The sequence below is a fragment of the Nonomuraea sp. NPDC049129 genome, from assembly GCF_040648495.1.
In the GTDB taxonomy this organism is placed as follows: domain Bacteria; phylum Actinomycetota; class Actinomycetes; order Streptosporangiales; family Streptosporangiaceae; genus Nonomuraea.
The window spans coordinates 233,291-251,510 of the sequence record NZ_JBEZDU010000006.1 but is presented as its reverse complement, the minus strand read 5'-3'; the positions used below and the strand labels follow the sequence as shown (position 1 = coordinate 251,510).

At 67.0% G+C, this 18,220-nt stretch carries 23 protein-coding genes and 1 riboswitch; of the genes, 12 read left to right on the top strand and 11 right to left on the bottom strand.

Going from position 1 to position 18,220, the window contains the following annotated elements; genetic code table 11:
• The first annotated feature begins 22 nt into the window (after positions 1-22).
• Positions 23-1,168 (top strand): helix-turn-helix transcriptional regulator, encoded by a 1,146-nt coding sequence (locus AB0B64_RS20685; protein WP_358179108.1) that lies wholly within the window; start codon positions 23-25, stop codon positions 1,166-1,168.
• A 103-nt stretch (positions 1,169-1,271) separates the two neighbouring features.
• On the opposite strand, the gene AB0B64_RS20680 is transcribed toward AB0B64_RS20685, so the two are convergent.
• The 3 genes from AB0B64_RS20680 to AB0B64_RS20670 form a co-directional block, all read right to left on the bottom strand.
• A complete protein-coding gene (locus AB0B64_RS20680) occupies positions 1,272-1,790 on the bottom strand; it encodes a GNAT family N-acetyltransferase (protein ID WP_358179106.1) in 519 nt (172 codons plus the stop codon).
• Positions 1,791-2,174: 384 nt separating this feature from the next.
• Positions 2,175-2,678, bottom strand: a complete 504-nt coding sequence (locus AB0B64_RS20675) for an NUDIX domain-containing protein (protein ID WP_358179104.1) — start codon at positions 2,676-2,678, stop codon at positions 2,175-2,177.
• A gap of 44 nt (positions 2,679-2,722) precedes the next feature.
• On the bottom strand, positions 2,723-3,355 hold the full coding sequence (locus AB0B64_RS20670) for a TetR/AcrR family transcriptional regulator (protein ID WP_358179102.1): 633 nt from the start codon (positions 3,353-3,355) through the stop codon (positions 2,723-2,725).
• A 153-nt stretch (positions 3,356-3,508) separates the two neighbouring features.
• Here AB0B64_RS20670 and AB0B64_RS20665 point away from each other — a divergent pair, with 153 nt between their 5' ends.
• Positions 3,509-5,155, top strand: coding sequence for an FAD-dependent oxidoreductase (locus tag AB0B64_RS20665; protein WP_358179100.1), 1,647 nt, complete (start codon positions 3,509-3,511; stop codon positions 5,153-5,155).
• A 33-nt stretch (positions 5,156-5,188) separates the two neighbouring features.
• On the opposite strand, the gene AB0B64_RS20660 is transcribed toward AB0B64_RS20665, so the two are convergent.
• Complete coding sequence (locus tag AB0B64_RS20660) at positions 5,189-5,332, bottom strand: hypothetical protein (RefSeq protein WP_358179098.1); 144 nt, start codon at positions 5,330-5,332, stop codon at positions 5,189-5,191.
• Positions 5,333-5,459: 127 nt separating this feature from the next.
• Entirely contained in the window at positions 5,460-5,849 is a 390-nt protein-coding gene (locus tag AB0B64_RS20655) for a VOC family protein (protein ID WP_358179096.1), read from the bottom strand.
• 304 nt (positions 5,850-6,153) lie between these two features.
• Here AB0B64_RS20655 and AB0B64_RS20650 point away from each other — a divergent pair, with 304 nt between their 5' ends.
• Both AB0B64_RS20650 and AB0B64_RS20645 read left to right on the top strand, forming a co-directional pair.
• On the top strand, positions 6,154-6,801 hold the full coding sequence (locus AB0B64_RS20650; protein WP_358179094.1) for a TetR/AcrR family transcriptional regulator: 648 nt from the start codon (positions 6,154-6,156) through the stop codon (positions 6,799-6,801).
• A 99-nt stretch (positions 6,802-6,900) separates the two neighbouring features.
• Positions 6,901-7,455, top strand: coding sequence for a dihydrofolate reductase family protein (locus AB0B64_RS20645; RefSeq protein WP_357943735.1), 555 nt, complete (start codon positions 6,901-6,903; stop codon positions 7,453-7,455).
• A 428-nt stretch (positions 7,456-7,883) separates the two neighbouring features.
• Here AB0B64_RS20645 and AB0B64_RS20640 read toward each other — a convergent pair whose 3' ends face one another.
• The 5 genes from AB0B64_RS20640 to AB0B64_RS20620 all read right to left on the bottom strand — a co-directional run bounded on the left by AB0B64_RS20640 (position 7,884) and on the right by AB0B64_RS20620 (position 12,179).
• Positions 7,884-8,801: a lytic transglycosylase domain-containing protein gene (locus AB0B64_RS20640; RefSeq protein WP_358179092.1), complete on the bottom strand. Its 918-nt coding sequence runs from the start codon at positions 8,799-8,801 to the stop codon at positions 7,884-7,886.
• A gap of 175 nt (positions 8,802-8,976) precedes the next feature.
• Positions 8,977-9,753 (bottom strand): hypothetical protein, encoded by a 777-nt coding sequence (locus AB0B64_RS20635; protein WP_358179090.1) that lies wholly within the window; start codon positions 9,751-9,753, stop codon positions 8,977-8,979.
• Positions 9,754-9,870: 117 nt separating this feature from the next.
• Positions 9,871-10,689 (bottom strand): MerR family transcriptional regulator, encoded by an 819-nt coding sequence (locus AB0B64_RS20630; RefSeq protein ID WP_358179088.1) that lies wholly within the window; start codon positions 10,687-10,689, stop codon positions 9,871-9,873.
• A 26-nt stretch (positions 10,690-10,715) separates the two neighbouring features.
• Positions 10,716-11,222 carry a VOC family protein gene (locus tag AB0B64_RS20625; RefSeq protein WP_357943727.1) on the bottom strand — a complete coding sequence of 169 codons (507 nt, stop codon included), beginning with the start codon at positions 11,220-11,222 and terminating at the stop codon, positions 10,716-10,718.
• Positions 11,223-11,312: 90 nt separating this feature from the next.
• Entirely contained in the window at positions 11,313-12,179 is an 867-nt protein-coding gene (locus AB0B64_RS20620) for a type II CAAX endopeptidase family protein (protein ID WP_357943725.1), read from the bottom strand.
• A gap of 45 nt (positions 12,180-12,224) precedes the next feature.
• On the opposite strand from AB0B64_RS20620, the gene AB0B64_RS20615 reads away from it, so the two are divergent.
• The gene (locus tag AB0B64_RS20615; RefSeq protein WP_358179086.1) at positions 12,225-12,872 is read left to right on the top strand and encodes a TetR family transcriptional regulator C-terminal domain-containing protein; all 648 of its coding nucleotides are present in this window, start codon (positions 12,225-12,227) and stop codon (positions 12,870-12,872) included.
• Positions 12,873-13,038: 166 nt separating this feature from the next.
• Here AB0B64_RS20615 and AB0B64_RS20610 read toward each other — a convergent pair whose 3' ends face one another.
• Entirely contained in the window at positions 13,039-13,170 is a 132-nt protein-coding gene (locus AB0B64_RS20610; RefSeq protein WP_358179084.1) for a TetR family transcriptional regulator, read from the bottom strand.
• A 51-nt stretch (positions 13,171-13,221) separates the two neighbouring features.
• Here AB0B64_RS20610 and AB0B64_RS20605 point away from each other — a divergent pair, with 51 nt between their 5' ends.
• The 7 genes from AB0B64_RS20605 (at position 13,222) to AB0B64_RS20575 (ending at position 18,091) form a co-directional block, all read left to right on the top strand.
• Positions 13,222-13,353 carry a hypothetical protein gene (locus AB0B64_RS20605; RefSeq protein WP_357943719.1) on the top strand — a complete coding sequence of 44 codons (132 nt, stop codon included), beginning with the start codon at positions 13,222-13,224 and terminating at the stop codon, positions 13,351-13,353.
• Positions 13,354-13,427: 74 nt separating this feature from the next.
• Positions 13,428-13,955, top strand: coding sequence for an NUDIX domain-containing protein (locus AB0B64_RS20600; RefSeq protein WP_358179082.1), 528 nt, complete (start codon positions 13,428-13,430; stop codon positions 13,953-13,955).
• 914 nt (positions 13,956-14,869) lie between these two features.
• Positions 14,870-15,955, top strand: coding sequence for a serine hydrolase domain-containing protein (locus tag AB0B64_RS20595; RefSeq protein WP_358179437.1), 1,086 nt, complete (start codon positions 14,870-14,872; stop codon positions 15,953-15,955).
• A gap of 15 nt (positions 15,956-15,970) precedes the next feature.
• Positions 15,971-16,228, top strand: a complete 258-nt coding sequence (locus AB0B64_RS20590; protein WP_358179080.1) for a hypothetical protein — start codon at positions 15,971-15,973, stop codon at positions 16,226-16,228.
• A gap of 84 nt (positions 16,229-16,312) precedes the next feature.
• The gene (locus AB0B64_RS20585) at positions 16,313-16,570 is read left to right on the top strand and encodes a hypothetical protein (protein ID WP_357943713.1); all 258 of its coding nucleotides are present in this window, start codon (positions 16,313-16,315) and stop codon (positions 16,568-16,570) included.
• Positions 16,571-16,574: 4 nt separating this feature from the next.
• Positions 16,575-16,659: riboswitch (ZMP/ZTP riboswitch) on the top strand.
• A 34-nt stretch (positions 16,660-16,693) separates the two neighbouring features.
• Entirely contained in the window at positions 16,694-17,851 is a 1,158-nt protein-coding gene (locus AB0B64_RS20580; protein ID WP_357943711.1) for a phosphoribosylaminoimidazolecarboxamide formyltransferase, read from the top strand.
• 60 nt (positions 17,852-17,911) lie between these two features.
• A complete protein-coding gene (locus AB0B64_RS20575; RefSeq protein WP_358179078.1) occupies positions 17,912-18,091 on the top strand; it encodes a hypothetical protein in 180 nt (59 codons plus the stop codon).
• The last annotated feature ends 129 nt before the right edge of the window (positions 18,092-18,220 follow it).

Here is an 18,220-nt window from a genome sequence, read left to right as displayed (position 1 = left end):
CGATCGCCATAAGCTTCCGATCGTGGTCAACGCATCGGCGGCGCATGCGCGCGTCCGCGACGAAATCGTCAGGCTGGTTCACCGAGGGTTGCCCGTGCCGGACTTCGCGCGGGCCGTCGGCGACGCCTTGGCCCGGGCCGTGCCCGCCGAAGGCACCTGCCTGATGACGACCGACCCGGCGACCATGCTCCCGACCGCCGAGTTCGTGGAAAACGGCCTGCCCGCCGCAGAACTGCTCCGGCTCGTGGAGATCGAGGTGCGTGAGCCGGACTTCAACACGTGGGTACAGCTCGCCCATGCGGGCCGCCCAGCCGGCAGCCTGAGCGAAGCCACCGCCGGTGACCTCGACCGTAGCCTGCGCCAGCGGGAGATCCGTCGCCCGGGGGGATTCTCCGATGAGTTGCGGGTGGTGCTCGCCGGCAGCACGGGGACATGGGGGCAGCTGACCGTGTTCCGGGAGGCGAAGCGCCCGTACTTCTCCTTGGCCGAGGTGGAGTTCGTATCGTCGATCGCCCCCCTGATCACCGATGGACTACGGCGCGGCCTGTTGCTCGGTGACGCACAGGCCGGTGACGACGACGTCGGTCTGCTGATCCTCGACGCCGATGACGGCGTACGCATGTCCAACAAGGCAGCGGATCGTTGGCTGGACGAACTGGGCACCGGTGACAGAGCGGGCGCCCGGCTGCCGCTGGTGATCTCCGCTGTCGCTCGCCAGGCCCGTTCCCTCTGCGGCCCGGCGACAAGTACGGCACCTGCGCCGACCGATCTCCGGCCGGCCAGGGCCCGAGCGCGCACCCGGGCCGGTCAGTGGCTGATCGTCCGAGGCTCGCTGCTGAACGACGGTCCGGAACCGCAGGTCGCGGTGATGCTGGAAGTCGCTCGCCCCGCCGAGATGGCACCCCTGATGGTCGATGCCTACGGCTTCACCGACAGCGAGCGCCGGGTCACCGAACTGGTGGCCAAGGGCTTGTCCACCAAGCAGATCGCCGGCCGGCTGAATGTGTCGTCGTACACCGTGCAGGACCACCTGAAGTCGATCTTCGCCAAGTCGGGCACCGGTTCACGTGGCGACCTGATCGCCCGGCTGTTCCTCGATCACTATGCCTCCTCCTTGACGTCGGGAGTCGCGCCGCCGACCGCATCCGATCGAAGAACCCTGACGTAGGTTTGATCGTTCCGCGGACAGCGTGATTTGTGCGGTAGGAAAGCATCGTGGCTAACGATCAACGACATAGTCGGCACGGAGTCACCGTACGCACCCCGCACGGTCAGTTGACTACACGGCGGTACCGAATTTCAGTGAGCAGGAAGCCGCGTGTCTCGTCCTGTTTGACGGAACCGTCACTGTGCCAGCCGTTGCTTTCATAGAAGCGCCGAGCGCGTACGTTGGCCTCCAGCACCCACAAGGTGACCTTCTCATAACCGGCCTGAGCCATGGTTTCCAGCGCCGTCGTCATGAGTTGCCTGCCGACGCCGGCACCCCAGAACTCGGGTGCCAGATAGATCGTGGTGATCTCTGCGACGGTCGCGGAATTCTCATCCCGATCTCGTGTGGGGCCAAACCCGGTGAAGCCCGCAACGGAGCCGTCGAATTCGGCTACCAGGATTCCTTTCCAGGGCCACGACGTTTCGGCCAGCAGACGCTCCCAGACGGGTTGCCGTTGGGAGGAAGTCATCCCATCAAGATATTGCTGGGGGACCAAGCCCTGGTAGGCCGCTTGCCAGGATCGCACGTGGGTAACAGCGATCGCCTCGCTGTCAGCGAGTTCAGCTGGTCGAATGCGCATCAAAAGGTCATAGCACTCCCCGGCCATCGCCGTCGACAGGCTGAATTGCCCCGGCCGGAACGACAGACGAGAAGAAAGACCTCTGCCTGACAATGCTCAGCCTTCGCTGCGGCAGGGCAGGAAACGCGAACAGATCAGACGGGATCCCGCCCGGGCATGCGGGCCGTTACGTACGGATGTGCCCGTTCCAGCCACTCGCTGGTCAGCCTTGCTCCTGTGGTCTGATCGATGACCGCGAGACGCGGGAGCCGGGCCGATCGCCAAGATGAGCTCGCCTCCGGCCACGAAGCTCAGCCGATTGTGGCTGTTGACGTTCCACCAGGCGCTGTAGGCCCGAGCTCCCTGACTGAGCCGCTGAAGCACGGAAGTGAGGGGACAGGACCCTTACGTACGCAGGGCACGCGGCTCGCTTGACGGACGTCCCCCTACGGCCAGCACGTCTGCCAACAGCTCAGAGAGTCCCATAGGCCGCAGAGTCTCTGTGGTCGCGACAAGCTCGGCCAAGGACCACCATCGGTGGTCAATGATGCCCTGCTGTTCCTCCGGCTCCAGGTAGGCGCGGGTGATGGTCTGCGCACCACGCGCCCGCGCCAGAAAGTACCGCTCGTGCATGTGTACGGGTTCGCCGCCCCACCGGACGTCCGCATCCAGAGTCCACAAGCACGGCCCCCACTCGACCTCCGTCAGTCCCGTCTCCTCCAGCAGTTCCCTGCTAGCGGCCTGAAGGAAGTCTTCGTCCTCCGTCAATCCTCCGCCTGGGGGCACCCAGAAAAACTCCTGGACCGGAGACCCAGGGACGACGATGACGCCGTCGTACCTGTGCCGGATCATCAGAATCCGATCGTCCTGATCCAGCAGCACAATCCGGGCACCTCGTCGGGTCCGCATCACTCGCTCCCATCCGGCGTAGCCACCCGGCAACGCTCCCATAACTAGGAAGCAGCTGGGCGGTGTGCCCGTTGCTCCGCGGCGTCGAGTGCGGGCGTGAGTGGTGCGAGCGTGCTGCGCAGCAGGTCCGCTAGCGAGCCGGACGGCACGACGAGCCCGCCGGCCGTGACGGACGCGGCAGTGGCGTGCAGCCACTGTTCGATCGCGACGCGGACCGCGGCGGCCACGCTGGCCGCGAGCACACGGGCGGTGTGCGGGTCGATATCGCCGAGGCGTCTGGTGATCGCGTCGGTGAGGGGATGTTCGAGCGCGCTGGTGGTATCGAAGAATGCCTCGCGCAGCGCGGGACGGGTGGTGATCATCAGCAGCGCCTCGCGGCTGGGTACGCCCGGATCCGTGTACTGATCCACGATCGCCTCGATGATCGCGGCGGCGAGGCCGACGTCGTCGGGCTGGTCAGCCACTGCCGCCGCGACCCACGCTTCCCGTTCGCTGTTGATGGCGGCGACGATCGCCTGTTCGCGGCTGGAGAAGTAGTTGTTGTAGGTCCGGACTGAGACGCCGACGGCCTCGGCGATGTCGTCGACGCGCACGTGGTCCGGTCCACGCTCAAGGGCCAGCCGCAATGCCGCCGCGCTCAACGCCTCCCGGGTGGCCTGCTTCTTCTGCTCGCGCAACCCGGTTCGTCTTGTCGTCACCATCTCAGCATTCCAGCTTGATTGCGTACGCGCAAATTTGCGTGCACGCACTTTTTTGCCTAGCCTCGCGTCCCATCCCTATGCGAGTCGCATGCAAGTCCCATGCGAGTCCCATTCGAGCGAAGGAGCAACATGATCACAGATGTCGTCATCGCCGGCGGCGGCCCGAACGGGCTGATGCTGGCCTGCGAACTACGCCTCGCAGGAGTCCGGCCGCTCGTGCTGGAGCGGCTACCTGAGCCCAGCCAGGAGCCGAAAGCGAACGGATTGCTGGGCCAGGTCGTCAAGATGCTCGACCACCGCGGGTTGCACGAACGTCTCAGCGGCAGCCCCGAACCGCCACGGCCGAACTCCGCGTACTTCATGTTCGGCGCGATGGGCCTTGACCTGAGCCTGCTGGCGGACAGCCCCGTCTACGCTCTGCCAGTGCCGCAGCGACGCATAGTGCAGGTCCTGGAGGATCGAGCGATCGAGCTGGGGGTGGAAATCCGGCGGGGACACGAGGTCGTGGGCCTGTCACAGGGCGACGACGCCGTCACCGTCGACATCACGAGCCCGGACGGGGAGTACCACCTACAGGCCCGATACCTGATCGGCGCCGACGGCGCCCACAGCGCCACGCGCAAGCTCTCCGGCATCGGATTCCCTGGCGTCACCCACGACCGGATGACCGTCCGCTCGGCGCACGCGACCGTCCCCGCGGACTGGGTCGACCCCGCCAACGGCGCGCTGAACGTGCCCGGCTACGGCGCCGTCATGCCGTTCCTGCCCCACCGCACCGAGCAGGGCGGGTTCTCGTACGCGCCGATGCCCGGCCATCCACCGCTGGTCACCACTACCGAGTGGGACCAGCCCGCGACTGACGCCCCGATGAGCCTGGAGGAGTTGCGGGCGAGCATCCGTCGCGTGCTCGGCGTCGACGTACCACTCGGACCGCCCAACGGCGAAGGGCCGCACGCCTTGCGCCGGCTGACCGGCGGCAACACCCGGGTCGCCGAACGGTTCGCCCACGGCCGGGTGTTCCTGATCGGTGACGCCGCCCACGTGTACGCCGCCACCGGGGGCGGCCCCGGGCTCAACCTCGGACTGCAGGACGCGATCAATCTCGGCTGGAAACTCGCCGCCGAGATCCGAGGAAGCGCCCCGCCCGGACTGCTGAACACGTACGAGACAGAGCGGCGATCGGCCGCGCACCGCATGGTGTTGAACGCCCAGGCGCAGTCGGCGCTGATCGCCCCCGGCAGTGACGTCACCGGACTGCGCGAAGTGTTCAGCGAGCTGCTCCGCGACCCGAACACCGTACGGCGCCTGGCCGAACTCACCGCGGGCGCCGACGTCCGCTACGACATGAGCGAAGACGTGGGCGAAGACGTGGGCGAAGACGTGGGCGAAGACGTGGGCGAAGACGTGGGCGAAGACATAGGCGAAGACATGGGCGGACCCAAGCCGCACCCGCTGGTTGGCCACTTCGTCCCGGACCTGGAACTGCACACCCCGACCGGGCCGGTCCGGCTGGCCGAGCTGGCCAGAACCGCACGCCCTCTGCTGCTCGACCTGACCGAAGGAGCATCGCTGGCGCAGGCACCTGCCCTACGACACGACCAGGTCGACATCGTCACCGCACGCCCCCAGCCCCACGCGCCCACCGCCCTGCTCCTTCGACCGGACTGCTACGTGGCCTGGGCATCCGAATCACCCCAACCAGATTCCGCGGAGATGGAAACGCTCCGGGCGGCCTTGCAGCGGTGGTTCGGCCCCATGGAACCCGCCCGCATCTGAAAGACATCCCGGGAGCTCAAGTGGTCAAGCGACTCAGCGTGATGCCGCATTTTCAAGAACACTCTTGCTGGAATGTTCACGAATGGCGCCGACCAGGGTGCGTTCGGTCCACTCGCCGCCGAACATGATGAACCGGGAAGGTGGACCACCCATCGTCGGGTGGTCGGCGCCGGCCATCAGGAAGCGGGTGCCGGAGGTTTGAGGAAGACCACTCGCTCGTGGGCGGGTAGTGGGTCCACGGTCATCGGGTCGGGCGTCAAGGGGAAGCTCCTTCCTGAGGTGGCGGTCAGCAGGTGGGGGCGGGTCAGAGGTGTTCGGGGGCGACCCATTCGACGAACTGGACGATCACGCCGTTGGGGTCGGTGACCTGGAACAAGGCTTCGCCCCAGGGCTCCTGGCGCAGCGGCATGGTGATCTGCGCCCCGGCGTCGCGCAGCCGCTTTTCCTGCTCGGCCAGGCCACCGGCGAGGGTGAAGGCGATGATCAGACCGCTGGCCCGCTGGTCGCGCTGCTCGGGCGGCAGCACCTCGATGCCGCGGGCGAGCAGGACGATGTCGACCGCGTCGTCGCGCGACAGGGAGGCGAAGCCGTCGGCGGCCTGCTGGACGGTGTAGCCCAGGTAGGTGGTGAAGAACGCCTGGGAGGCGGCGACGTCGTCGACGGTCAGCGAGACGGTGGAAGCGATGAACTGCACGGGATCTCCTCTGGTGGGGTGGGGTCAGTAGCTACGGCGCCGCGGGACGATGCGCATGCCCCGGACTTGCTGCGACGCACGGATGCTGTGGTCGGACGGTGGACGACGCAGTTCGGCGCCGTGCAGCGGGGCCCGCTCGGGCTGCTGCGACCGGGGTATACGAGCGAACTCGTGGGTGTGCTTGCGCATGGGCGTCCCCCTTCGGATTAGGCGTTCCATCGTCATAAACTTACGACGGAGGTAAACTTAACCCAAGACGTCCAAGAGTGTCAACATAAAGATGCTACGAGGGTAAGATTGCGTCATGGCTACCCAGACTCCCGCCCCGGCCGCCGGGCTGCGCGAGACCAAGAAGCACGAGACCCGGCAGCTCATCTCCGACCACGCGACCCGGCTGTTCATCGCTCAGGGCTTCGAGCAGACGACCATCGCCGAAATCGCCGCCGTCGCCCGCGTCGCCAAGAAGACCGTCACTAACTACTTCCCGCGCAAGGAAGACCTGGCCCTGGACCATCAGGAGGAGTTTGCCGCCTCCCTGGCCCACGCCGTCACCGCACGACGCCCAGGGGAATCAGCGCTGGCCGCGCTGCGCCGCGCGTTCGCCGACGCCGTGGCCGTCCAGGACCCGGTCGCCGGATTCTCCGGCCAGGAGTTCGCCCGCATGATCGCCGACAGCCCCACCCTGACCGTCTGCCTGCGCGGCCTGCACGACCAGCGCGAACACCACCTCGCCCAGGTGCTCGCCCACGTCACCGCCGCTCAGCCCGGCGACATCACCGTGCAGACCGCCGCCGCCCTGCTGGGCACCGTCCACCGCGTACTGTTTCACCGGATCCAGGCCCTCATCCTCGCCGGACACCCCAACGATCAGATCGCCCACACCATCGCCGCCGAAGCCGGCCAAGCCTTCGACTTGCTGGAGCCCGCCCTGGCCACCTACGCCTCCACCTGATGTGAGTCATCGGGCCTGCTGCTGGCCCGGCCTGCGATGAGTTCCGGCGCTCCATCGGGTCTCCACTCCACACGACCTCTACGACCAAGGAGAAGTTTCATGGGCAAGGTCATCTACTGGATGAACACCTCGATCGACGGCTACATCGAGGATCCCGAGGGCGGCATGGACTTCATGGACCCGGACGAGGACTTTCGCCAGGCGGCGAACGACCACGTCCGCCGGATCGCGGCGTTCCTGTTCGGGAGGCGGCTGTATGAGGCGATGGAAAAGCCCTGGACGCAGGACCTCGGCAAGGAAGGCGCCCCGGCCCTCGAGCGGGAGTTCGCCCAGTTCTACAAGGAGACGCCGCGGTACGTCTTCTCCGACACCCTCCAGACCGTCCCCGAAGGGGTCACGATCGTCCGTCGCAAGGACGCCGTGTCCGCGGTGACGCGCCTCAAGCAGGAGATCGACGGCACTCTCCAACTCGGCGGCCCCGAGCTGGCCGTCTCCCTGCTGGACCTGATCGACGAGTTCTGGGTGTACGCCCTCCCCGTGATCGTCGGGGGCGGCAAGCCGTACCTGCCCGTGGGGGAAAAACTGCGGCTGCGTCTGGTCGAGCACCGTTCCTTCGCCTCAGGAACCATGTTCCGGCGCTACGTACGGTGCTGACCGGCCCAGGAGCGGACCCACGAGGCGGCCCTATCCCTGGCGTCCGCCGGGGTGGGGGACGCCGTCGACCGACGTCGTCGGTAAGGCTCACTTCGCGGCCGAGGTCTACGGTGACGTGGCCTCAGGACGATGGCTGTCCAGGCAGGTCCTTTGGAATCCGGCCGGGGCATGCCGAGGCACCGGTGTTCGCCTCGGCGGTTCCCGACGCGGCCAGTAGACCACCGGCGGCCAGCGGGACCGCGCCCAAGAGCCCGAGGGCTGAGCGGCGTGAAGGGTCGTGTCCGGCCAGGGGACGCGACAACACCATGGAGACTCCTCTCACAGGAAACGATCTGTGAGAGATGCAAGCAAGAAGGTCGTTTCCTGGACGTTTCCGTCCCTTCGCCATGCTCACCGGCTCGGGTCTCGGTCTTCGAGACTGGGTCAGGTCAGCGGGGGCCGGTGAGGCGGACGTCGCCCTGCGCGGACAGGACGAAGTCCTGCCAGTTGTAGTACGCGTAGAAGCTACGCGAGTCGCGCTTGATCTGGCGTGCGTGCGCGAGGACGGCATCCACGTACCGGGCATCGTGGTTGTAGGCGAACACCGCACGCCGGTAATCTCGCGGCGCCCCCGACGCCTTGAGGTAGTTGGCCGCGGCAAGCACCGCGTCACGCGCGTCCTGGACGTCCCCGCCCAGCCCGTACTGCCGCCACGTACCCGGCATGAACTGCATGGGCCCCTGCGCCCCGGTGGAGCTCGCCGACCTGACCCGTCCGAACTTCGTCTCGACGAGCATGATCGCCGCGAGCACCTCCCACTCGACGCCGAACCGCTTCTCGGCCCGCACCATGTAGCCACGCAAACGCTCGGCGGGCTGCGGCTCCACCAGACGCATCCGCTTGCGCTGCGCCGCGCTGATCGGACGAGCCAGGGACAGCAGCTTCCCGATGGCCGTGGTGTTGTCGCGCGCCTCAGCGGCCAGCCCCTTGGGCAGACGCCTGACGACCCCCTGGGTCAGCGTCGTACTGCGGGCCATCGCCCGGTAGATGCGCTGCTGATGAAGAGCGAGCAACACGACGTCCTGCGGCGGCCGCTCCTGCGCCCCCTTGGTCCAGCCGTCGATCGCCTCGTTCAGCGCGGCGGTCGTCTTCATCAGAGCATCGGCCAGCTTGACGGCGTCGTTGGGAATGCGGACATCAGGCGCGGGCACCCCCATGGCTCCCGCCTCCGGAGAGGGCGTCTGGGTGGCGCTCGGAGCGGTGGCCTGGGCGGGCCGCTCCGGTGCCGCCGATCCGTCCGCCGCACCGCCACATCCCGCGAGGACGGCTACGAGGGACGCCGCGATCATGACGTGGACCGATCTCATGACGCCCTACCGTATCGCCCGGATCACCTGCCGGAGAGTGGACGCCACCACGCACCACCCGCGCCAGAGCCAACCGCGAAGGAGGCCCTCGGAAGATCGCCTCCCGGGACCGGAGTGATCGTTTCCCGTATCCGATGGTCCTCGCCAGGCGCTCGATGCTTAGTACCTAGGGCATTCAGCGCTTCACCTTGGCGTGGTCGATGGTCTGAGCGGCGGGCGGAGGATTGACCGTGAGCTTCATTCCCCAGTCCGAGTAGCGGACATCTTCGACGAAGCCGAACCATCCCTGCCCGCCGGTTGCGCCCTTCAGCTTGTCTCCTTCGGGCTGACGCCACTTGGACCAGGCCCGGCGTACGAGACCGTCTTTGCCGATCCACAGCCGCCAGTCGATCTTCCACTCACCATGATCGTCTTTAACGCCCTCGCGCAGATCGGGCGCGACGTCCCACAGTTGACGAAAGGTGATCGACCCTTGACGAAGGGTCGTAGGTGAGCCGTCGTAGGTGCCTGAGGCTTTTGTGGTCGCCGTGGTCGCGAGCACGGCTGTCAGCACGGCCGGCCTGTCCAACCGCAGAAGTCCCGTCTCCAGCCGCAAGGCGCAGGGCCATTTGAAGGTGGCCCATTTCTTGCCGTTCGGCCGCTTCTCCTTCGGGTCGTACTCCCAGGCGCGCTTGCCGATGCAGATATCGCGGACGCCCGCCTTCCGCACCTGGAAGTCCCACAGGTCGGTCGCGACCACCTTGCCGTCGCCGAATCCAACGACGCCCTTCGTAGGCTTGAAGCGCTCCCAGCCCGAGCCCGAGTTGAATGTGCTGTATCGAGCGATCCGCACCCCGTGCCCTTTGACCAGTTGACGCTGGATCGCCGCGGCCGGGTCATCGGTCGTGGCCGCATCGGAAGCGGGCGCGCCAACGAGGGCCGGTCCGGCCAGGGTGAGGACCACGACCGTCATCCATCGCCTCATCGGGTTCTCCTCACGATGGGCCCGTACTTTCGCCGACATGGGCCGAAGCGCTGATCTTCGCAGAGGGAGGTCTCGCCGTGATCACGGTGTGTCCTGCAGGGTGCGTCAGGTCCAAGTCGCCGATTCCGGGTCGATGCCTCGATCGCGGGCGTTGGCGTCGATGATGTCACGGAGCCACATGGTCAGGCCTGGCTCGATCGCGTCGTGGTAGGCCGTGAAGTCGGGATCGGCGGCGTACTTCCGTCCCAGGCAAACATGCATCGAAAGGGTGCAGTCGAAGTACGCGTCAATGGAGGCCCTGTGTCGTTCCGCCAGGGCGTTGGCTTCGGCGCTGCCTGGCCTGACGCCGGCGCGCTTGGCTTCCGCCAGGTCGTGCTCGAGCGTTGCGATGTTGTCGGCGATCTGCTGCCAGTCCTCGGGGGTCATGCCCGCGGCGCGCTCGGCGTACTGTGCCCATTGAACTGTGTCGCCCCATCGGTCACGTGCGTCCGCGACCAATGACGGCTTCCAGCGCTGCCCGAAGATCGCGACTTGTTCCTCCGCGGAGAGCAGGATGCCGGCGCGCGCGGCTTCGATCATGCGATCGACCGCGTCGACCATTGCCTGCAAGCGGGAGATGCGATCGAGGAGTTGGGTGCGCTGCTGTCTCAGCGGCACGGTCATATCGACCGTCGGAGCATCGAGAAGTTCACCGATGTCGTCGAGCGACAGACCGAGCTCGCGGTAGATGAGCACCCGGTGGATGCGTGCGACGTCGGCCGCGGAGTAGAGCCGGTAACCGCCGGTGGTTCGCCCGGACGGGCGGACGAGCCCGATCGCGTCCCAATGATGGAGGGTGCGGACGGTGACTTTTACGTGCGCTGCCGCGGCCCCGACGGTCAGCCCGCCGGGTCCCGCGGCATCATCCATCGCGGCGTTGGTCACGCCGTCGAGTCTGACATGCGCCGGTTTCACCCTTTGGGGAGGGTGAAACCGTTTGCTTCGAGGTAGCGTGCCTCGGCGCTGTCGGGGTCGAGAGGACGGGCCGCGGTCATGATCACGCGAGCGTTCTCCGGCGTGATGACTTCCAGTTCTACGGTGTTCCACGGAGTCTGTCTCGGTCCCGTCGTGCATCCGGGCACCAGCGCGGTGCACGCCTGCGCGATCTCGTCGACCTGGCTCAGCACGCAACTGAAGCCGATGCTCACCGTTGAAGTGGCCGGCAGGACGTCGGTCGGGACGAGCAGAGTGTCTTGGAACGCCCACCGTCGAAGGTGCGTGACCTGGCCCGGGACCGTGAACAGGTCGATGAAACCGAGCCCGCGGGTCCAGAAATTCACGGACGCGGCCAGGTCCGGCGTCGGCACGGTGACGAACATCGGCATGCCGTAGATGCCCCGGTAAATCTCAGGTGGCGTCGCGTCGGGCCCGGGCGGAGGGACAGGGCTGATATCGAATGCCTCGTAGTATTCGGTCATGCGCTCATCGTGGAGCCTGACGCAACGTTAGGGTCAAATCCCGCAAGTCGTACCGGCACCCGACGTTGCAGGCCATGCGAGCGACAGGCATTACAGCATGCCCAGAAGTACGGGGCCGGCGTTCATGGCACCGTGGACAACGAGGATGGGCCACATCAGTCGGTATCGGCTCCACAGATAGCCGAGGAACAACCCCTGCACTCCTTGATTGACGAAGACCGAGGAGAGGTCTGTGGGAAGGTGTCCCGTGCCTTGGATGCCGACATGCCAGGCCGCCCAGAGCAGGGAAGTCAGCACGATGGCGGGCCAGCGGCCGATGACGTGCTCCCATCGGGTCTGCAGCCAGCGCCGGTAGAAGACCTCTTCGAGCAGGCTGTTGACGCTGAACACCACGACGATGGTGAGCACCAGTGTGACAGGGTCGACTCTCGCCGCGTAGTCGCTGGACGGCACGGCCAGCGGACCTGTGTAGGTGAGAACGAGCCAGGCGGTCACCGGTGCGATGGGGCCGTAGTCACGCCAGGCCGCGGGCCGCTCATGGATCTGGCCGCGATCCGTGGAATCGCGCCGTGACAGCCAGAACAGCAGTGCGGGTACGGCGAGCAGCAGGATGAGCTTCAGCAGCGTGTGGGCAGGTTCACCGCCGCCCGACAACCATAACCCCGCGGCGAAAAGTGTGGCTGAAACCAAGAGGAGGATGGCCTGGAGGTGAAGGCCGCCGCGTGCCGGCGCGGCGCCGACGGGAGTCGTCTTCGGGGGCAGCAGCCGTATGAGGACCAGTCCGGTGAGGGCCGGGATCCAGCGGTGCCACATGGGCACGGTGTCGGCGTGGTCCGCCGAGTAGCGGATGCCGGTGTTGCCGTTCAGCGCCAGCCATAGTGCCGCTCCGGCGATCAGGGCCAGGCCGGCCACCAGGATGCTCAGGCCCAGCGTTGGTTGCCATGCTTTATTTCGCACGCCCGTACTATATAGGAGACCGTACAGATGTGCTGTAATAGGGGCATGCCGAAGATCGTGGACCACGAGCAGCGGCGCGAGGAACTCACCCGGATCGTGTGGGGCATCATCAGCCGGGATGGGATCGAAGGGGCCACCGCCCGCAAGGTCGCCGAGGCGGCAGGCGTCTCAGTCGGTGGGTTGCGCCACTATTTCGACAATCAGCGCGGCCTGCTCAGCTTCGCAGCGCAGGCGGTCGCCAGAAGCGTCACCAAGCGCATCACCGCCCACCTCGATGCGGACCTGCCAGGCATGCAGCGCGCCCAGCTCATCCTCGAAGAGCTCCTTCCCCTCGATGACAACCGCCGCGTCGAGGTGGACGTATGGCTGGCATGTCTGGTGCGCTCGCATGTGGATGAGTCCCTGGCGGAGCTGCGTGACGCGAGTTGGCCGGGGGAACGCCACATCTGCCGCCTGGCGATCGCCTCTTGCCACGGCCTGCCGCTCCCCGATCGCGTGGGACAGGAGCTCGCCGAAACCCGGCTGGAAGGCCAGGCCACGCGCCTTCACGTGTTCGTGGACGGCCTGACGCTCCAGACAACGACCTTCCCCCACCACTTCACGCCTCAAGCCATTCGTCGGATCGTGCACGACGAACTGCGCCTCCTCACCGAGGCGCCGCCCAGGTCGCCGCGGCCCGGCACCGACCGCTGACGGATCGAGCACTGCCTCAGTCCGCCGGACCTCGGCACGTGAATCGTGAAGCCCAAGCGGCCCGATGACCGCATCACGAGCCGTGCGCGGCCCGTTCCGCATAGCCGTACAGGAAGGTCAAAACCCCTGCGGTGACCATCTCTCGGAGCGCGCGAGCGCGGCGACCTCACGAGTGGTTGTAGATGGTGCGGTTGGACACCCCCGCCTCGACAGTGATCGCGTCCAGCCCGGCGCGCGTGTAGCCGTCGCGGGCGAACAGGGTCAGCGCCCCGGCCATGATCGCCCGGCGGAACGACAAGGCGGCCGGCTTCGTCGGCTACGGCCACACCTCGGCGGATGGGACGGGCCGATGAAAGCACGCGTCATCAGCGGCGCTTACCACCCCTCCAGGGACGCGACCGAACACCTCGCCGTCGCCTCCCTGCCCGATGCGTTCGACGTGCTCGTCCACCTGCGCCAAGTGTCCCCGTGCACTGGTTGACGGCGTAGAGATGCGCTAAGAGAAGATCGCTTCCCAGCGCCCATGGTCGCTGGGACCGCCTTATGATCTCGCTCATGAACGAAACGATCTTCCGGTCAACCGCTCGCGTGCTGCTGGTAGATGCCGTCGATCGGCTCCTGGTCTACCGCGGGCTGCTGCTTCAGGTTGAGGAGCCTTTCTACGCCTGGTTCACGCCGGGGGGCGCCGTTGATCCTGGTGAAAACCTGCATCAAACCGCCGCTCGCGAGCTTCGAGAGGAACTGGGCTATGTCATCGCCCCTTCGACTCTTGGACCGGTCGTCGCGACCAGTTCGGGAACATGGTCACTAGGCGGTGAGACGTTCAGCTCAGTGGATTCCTACTTCTTTCATCGTGTCGGCGGGCTGGAGGTGGATACCTCCGGCATGGACGATGAGGAACGGCGGGTGACTGACCGTTTCGAGTGGTGGACGGTTTCGCAGCTCAGGTCGGCAGCCGAGCTGGTCGTTCCGGCGGGCCTGGCCGCGCTGATGGATCTCCTGCTGCCAGGGGATCTTCCAGCTCAGCCGGTCGCGCTGCCGTGGCATTTGCCAACTGCGGGTGCGGCGGCAACGTCTGAATGAGCGTGACTTCCCATCCCTCGGGGGTGTTCACGTCCGCTTCCAGCGTCCGGCGGCAGGCACCTCCCCATCGGTCACCTGCCCCCGCTTCGACCGCCTCCACCAGCGCGCTCCACCGTCAGGGCCATGACAGAGGGGCTGAACGGCCGTCTCAAGGGCCACGACCTCGACCTGAGTGACCCGAAGAACCGGCTCGCCCACGGCCGCGTCGCGCCCAGACCATCCTGGTCGCGCTGCTCGTCACCGTCGCCAACGATCACTTCCTCGACCAGTGGCGCCATGCCCGCCAGCCCCCAGACGAGCCCGACGCACCCGTCGACATCCTCGAGATGCCCGCAGAGCACATGGACCGCACGCCGCTCACCGGCCGGAGCAGGCCACTACCCGTCCCATGACCTGCAATTCAGATCACCTTGTCGCAGCACCAGCTCGGAGCCGGTGTCGGCATGCCCACCGACGCGAACGTGGATCTTCACCAGCGGCCTGACATCACCCGGGCCTCCCCGGCTACCTGCTCCGCGGCTCCCAAACCAGGACGAACCCGATTCGGAAACCCCTGCAAAACAAGATCCCGCCCGATCGCGATGATCAGACGGGATCCCGTCAACTTCAGTCCAGCCGTCTCAAGAACGGCCCCTGGTGGGGTGTTCACGAATAGCCCCGACCTGGGCCGGAAGAACGGTCGAGAAGATCGCGTCCCGGCGTAGCGCTGATCGTTTCCCAGAGTGCGGGAGGGGAGGGCCAAGGTTCGCGCCTGTGCTCTGGGCTCCGTGCAGAGCCACCTGGCCTGCACGGTAACGCCGAGGAAACACCGCCCTCGTTAGAACTTGTGGCTCGACAGCCGAGTATTCGGACCTGGAAGAGGGAGACTTCATGATTCTGCGTCGAGCGACGTTCACTGGCGCAGCCTCGCTGGCGTGCGCGGCGCTGGTCTTGAGCGCGGCCCCGCCCGCCACCGCCTCGACAGCTGCCGCCCCCGTCAAGCTCGGGAATGTGCAAAAGGCGATGGAAGACTTGGTGAAGACGGGCCACGTGGTGGGAGCCATCGGCGAGGTGTACGTGGACGGCAAGCGTGTCGGAAAGGGATCAGCCGGGTCCCGCCTGCTCGACGCAAGGGCGGCGCGATCCCGTCGACCGCCCGCTACCGGATCGGCTCGCAGACCAAGACCATGACCGCCACCGCGGTGCTGCAACTGGTCAAGGAAGGCAAGCTGAGCCTGGACGACGAACTCAGCGAGGTCCTGCCCAAGGTGGCGGAAAAGGACCTAGTGGAGCGGGCCGACGAGATCACGGTCCGCAATCTGATCCAGCTCACCTCGGGCATCCCCGACTACATCGGCCCGGACACCTCCGACCCCACGCGCGACTACCGCCCGACCGACCTGCTGGCGGCCTCACGCAAGAACGCCCGGCCCGTGGAAATCGGGACCTTCAACTACTCCAACACCAACTACATCCTACTCGGCATGATCATCGAGAAACTGTCCCGAAGGCCACTGGCGGCCGAACTCAACCGGAGGCTCTTCGCCCCGCTCGGCATGCGCGATACCTACCTGCCCACCAAGGCGGCCGAGGGCATCAAGGGCCCGCACGGGCACGGCTACGCCCCGGACGAGACGGGCACGATGCGCGATGCCGACAAGATCAACGCCACCACCATGCTCGGCGCCGGCGGCGTGATCTCCACCGCGCGCGAGATGAGCGCCTTCCAGCGCGCCTTCCGCCAGGGCAAGCTGCTGCCCGCGTCCCTGACTAAAGTGATCACCGACCCGCCTCCCGGCCAGCCGTCGCCACCTGCGGGCGGCCCGTGCTCCGGCAATCCCGAGTTCGCCGCCGGGGGCGGAGGCAGCGCCCCCGGCTTCACCGCCGCGACCCTCACCTCCTCCGACGGCCGCCTGCAGTTCGCCGTGTCCCTCACCCTGGCCATGGACGATGCCGAGCGCGGCACCGTGCCGTCGCGCATCACCAATGCCCTCAAATCGCTGTTCTGCCCCGCGAAGTGATCACTCCAGCCGCACTTGCTGGACGACTCCGGCGTCCTGCCGCTGATCGACGCCGAACTCGGCCCGAGGCCCGGCCCGCCCGGATTGCCCATCACCGCGGTGCTGACCTGCCTGCTGCTGTCCGTCAACCACACCGGCAAGGCCACTCTCGTCGAGGCCTGGCGGATCGCCGCGTTCTGTCTGACCGCCGCCGCACGCGGCTCGGCCTGCCCAAAGATATCCATCAGGTGCTCGCCTCCTCCCGCCGCTTCTACCCGGCTTTTGACCGGCTGACCACCGTGCTGGATCCGGCCCGCCACGATCGGCGCGCCCGCCTGCCCCATCATCAGGCCGACACACTGGCCACCGCCTGGGAGGATGACGACCCCAGCACGCTCGCATAAGCGGGAACTGCTGCAAGACATCGTCACCGCGCTGGTGCTCACCCCGGTGCGCTGGGCCAAAGGCCGGGGCTACCTCCGCCACTTCCGCGGCGATATCGGCATCGACACCACCGCCACCCCGGTCGAGCTGTCCGCTATCGCCATGCACGCGAGTGTGGCCGAGCGGATGGCCGACTGTGGCGCGGCCGTGTTTGCTCTAGTGGCTCAAATTGGTCCGAACGTGTGTGATTAGGATTGTGTATGGCCGCGACTGGCGAAGGTGGACAACCACCGGGGAGCGGCCGCATTCTCGCGTGAGCGTCGACCGCCTGGGCGCCTGCGTCAGTGATGTTCAACTGACACAGGAGGTCGTGACGTGGACCTGCGCTACGGAATGAATCCGCAGCAGCGATCGGCTATTGCCACACCGGTGGGTCCTGGCCGTTGGCCGGTCAGGGTGCTGCATAGCAGCCCCTCCTACATCAACATGCTCGACGCGCTCAACAGTTGGCAATTGGTGAGCGAGGCGAGTAACGCGCTGGACAGACCGGCAGCGGCGTCCTTCAAGCACGTATCGCCCGCCGGAGCGGCAGTTGCCGGGCCCGTGGACGAGGTCACCGCCGAACTCAACGGCGTCGACCGCGCCGCTGTCGGAGCGCTCACGAGCGCCTACCTGCGAGCCCGCGACGCTGATCCCAAATCCTCCTACGGCGACTTCATCGCGGTCTCGCAGCCTGTCGATGCCGAACTCGCCGAGTTGCTGACCCGGCTGGTCTGCGACGGCGTCATCGCTCCCGGGTACGCTCCGGGCACCGTGGCGGCGCTCAGCCAGAAGAGGGGTGGCCGGTTCCTGGTCATGGAAGCGGACCCGGCCTACGTCCCGCCGCGGCAGGAGGCGCGGGAGGTATTCGGATTGCGGCTGACCCAGGAGCGCGATGAGGTTGTGCTCTCGACCGCGCTTCTGGACGACGTCGTGTGCGGGACGCTACCGGCCAACGCGGCCGAGGATCTGCTGTTGGGCTTGATTGTTCTGCGCTACACCCAGTCCAACTCCGTGTGTTATCTGCGTGGCGGCGCCACGTTGGGTATCGGTGCCGGTCAGCAATCGCGTGTGGATTGCACCCGCTTGGCCGGCGCGAAGGTCGATACCTGGTGGCTGCGGCGCCATCCGATGGTGCGCGCGCTCGCGTTCCGGTCGGACGTCCGGCTTCAGGATCGGATCAACTGGCAGATCCGCTTCATCGAGGGTGACCTAACCGCAGAGGAGAAGCTGCGCCTGTCGGGAGCGCTCTCCTCGCCGATGCCTGAGCTGACGAACGAGCAGCGCACATCGTGGCTCGCGGCCCTGGGCGAGGTGGCGTTCGTCTCCGACGGCGCCCTGCCCTTCCGCGACAACGTCGACCACGCCTCCCGCCACGGCGTCCGCTATATCGCCGAGCCGGGTGGTTCGATCCGGTCCGCGGAGGTGCAGGACGCCTGCCGGGAGCACCAGATCGCGCTCGCCCGTACCGGCCTTCGACTGTTCCACCATTGACGATGCATGGCCTGAAGCTCCTGGACGGCCCGCCACACCCCGACCGGCGGCCTGCCCGCCTTGTCGGTGCGCCGGCTGCGCTCCTCGTGGATCGTCGAGCTGCTGAGCGCGAGGATCGACTTGGGCGTGGTGGCCGCCGCGGCCGGGATGAGCGTCTCCGCGCTAGCCCGCTACCAACAGTTCGTCCCGGCTTTGGACGAGCCCACCGCGGTCGCGCTGCTGCGCGGCCGCGCCAGGTGAGTACGGCGAAGCCACGCGCCTGGCCACCGCGCACCACCCGAACCCGAGCCACCCGTCCCCGGCCTCCCGCCAAGCAGACGGCACAGATCCCCGACGCCGTCACCAGCCACTACGCCCGGCTGCTGGACG

Coding starts and splice junctions, on each gene's coding strand:
- AB0B64_RS20680 (WP_358179106.1), bottom strand. CDS start 1,790: ATGCGCATTCGACCAGCTGAACTCGCTGACAGCGAGGCGATCGCTGTT.
- AB0B64_RS20675 (WP_358179104.1), bottom strand. CDS start 2,678: ATGCGGACCCGACGAGGTGCCCGGATTGTGCTGCTGGATCAGGACGAT.
- AB0B64_RS20665 (WP_358179100.1), top strand. CDS start 3,509: ATGATCACAGATGTCGTCATCGCCGGCGGCGGCCCGAACGGGCTGATG.
- AB0B64_RS20660 (WP_358179098.1), bottom strand. CDS start 5,332: ATGGCCGGCGCCGACCACCCGACGATGGGTGGTCCACCTTCCCGGTTC.
- AB0B64_RS20650 (WP_358179094.1), top strand. CDS start 6,154: ATGGCTACCCAGACTCCCGCCCCGGCCGCCGGGCTGCGCGAGACCAAG.
- AB0B64_RS20645 (WP_357943735.1), top strand. CDS start 6,901: ATGGGCAAGGTCATCTACTGGATGAACACCTCGATCGACGGCTACATC.
- AB0B64_RS20640 (WP_358179092.1), bottom strand. CDS start 8,801: ATGAGATCGGTCCACGTCATGATCGCGGCGTCCCTCGTAGCCGTCCTC.
- AB0B64_RS20635 (WP_358179090.1), bottom strand. CDS start 9,753: ATGACGGTCGTGGTCCTCACCCTGGCCGGACCGGCCCTCGTTGGCGCG.
- AB0B64_RS20625 (WP_357943727.1), bottom strand. CDS start 11,222: ATGACCGAATACTACGAGGCATTCGATATCAGCCCTGTCCCTCCGCCC.
- AB0B64_RS20615 (WP_358179086.1), top strand. CDS start 12,225: ATGCCGAAGATCGTGGACCACGAGCAGCGGCGCGAGGAACTCACCCGG.
- AB0B64_RS20605 (WP_357943719.1), top strand. CDS start 13,222: ATGAAAGCACGCGTCATCAGCGGCGCTTACCACCCCTCCAGGGACGCG.
- AB0B64_RS20600 (WP_358179082.1), top strand. CDS start 13,428: ATGAACGAAACGATCTTCCGGTCAACCGCTCGCGTGCTGCTGGTAGAT.
- AB0B64_RS20585 (WP_357943713.1), top strand. CDS start 16,313: ATGACGACCCCAGCACGCTCGCATAAGCGGGAACTGCTGCAAGACATC.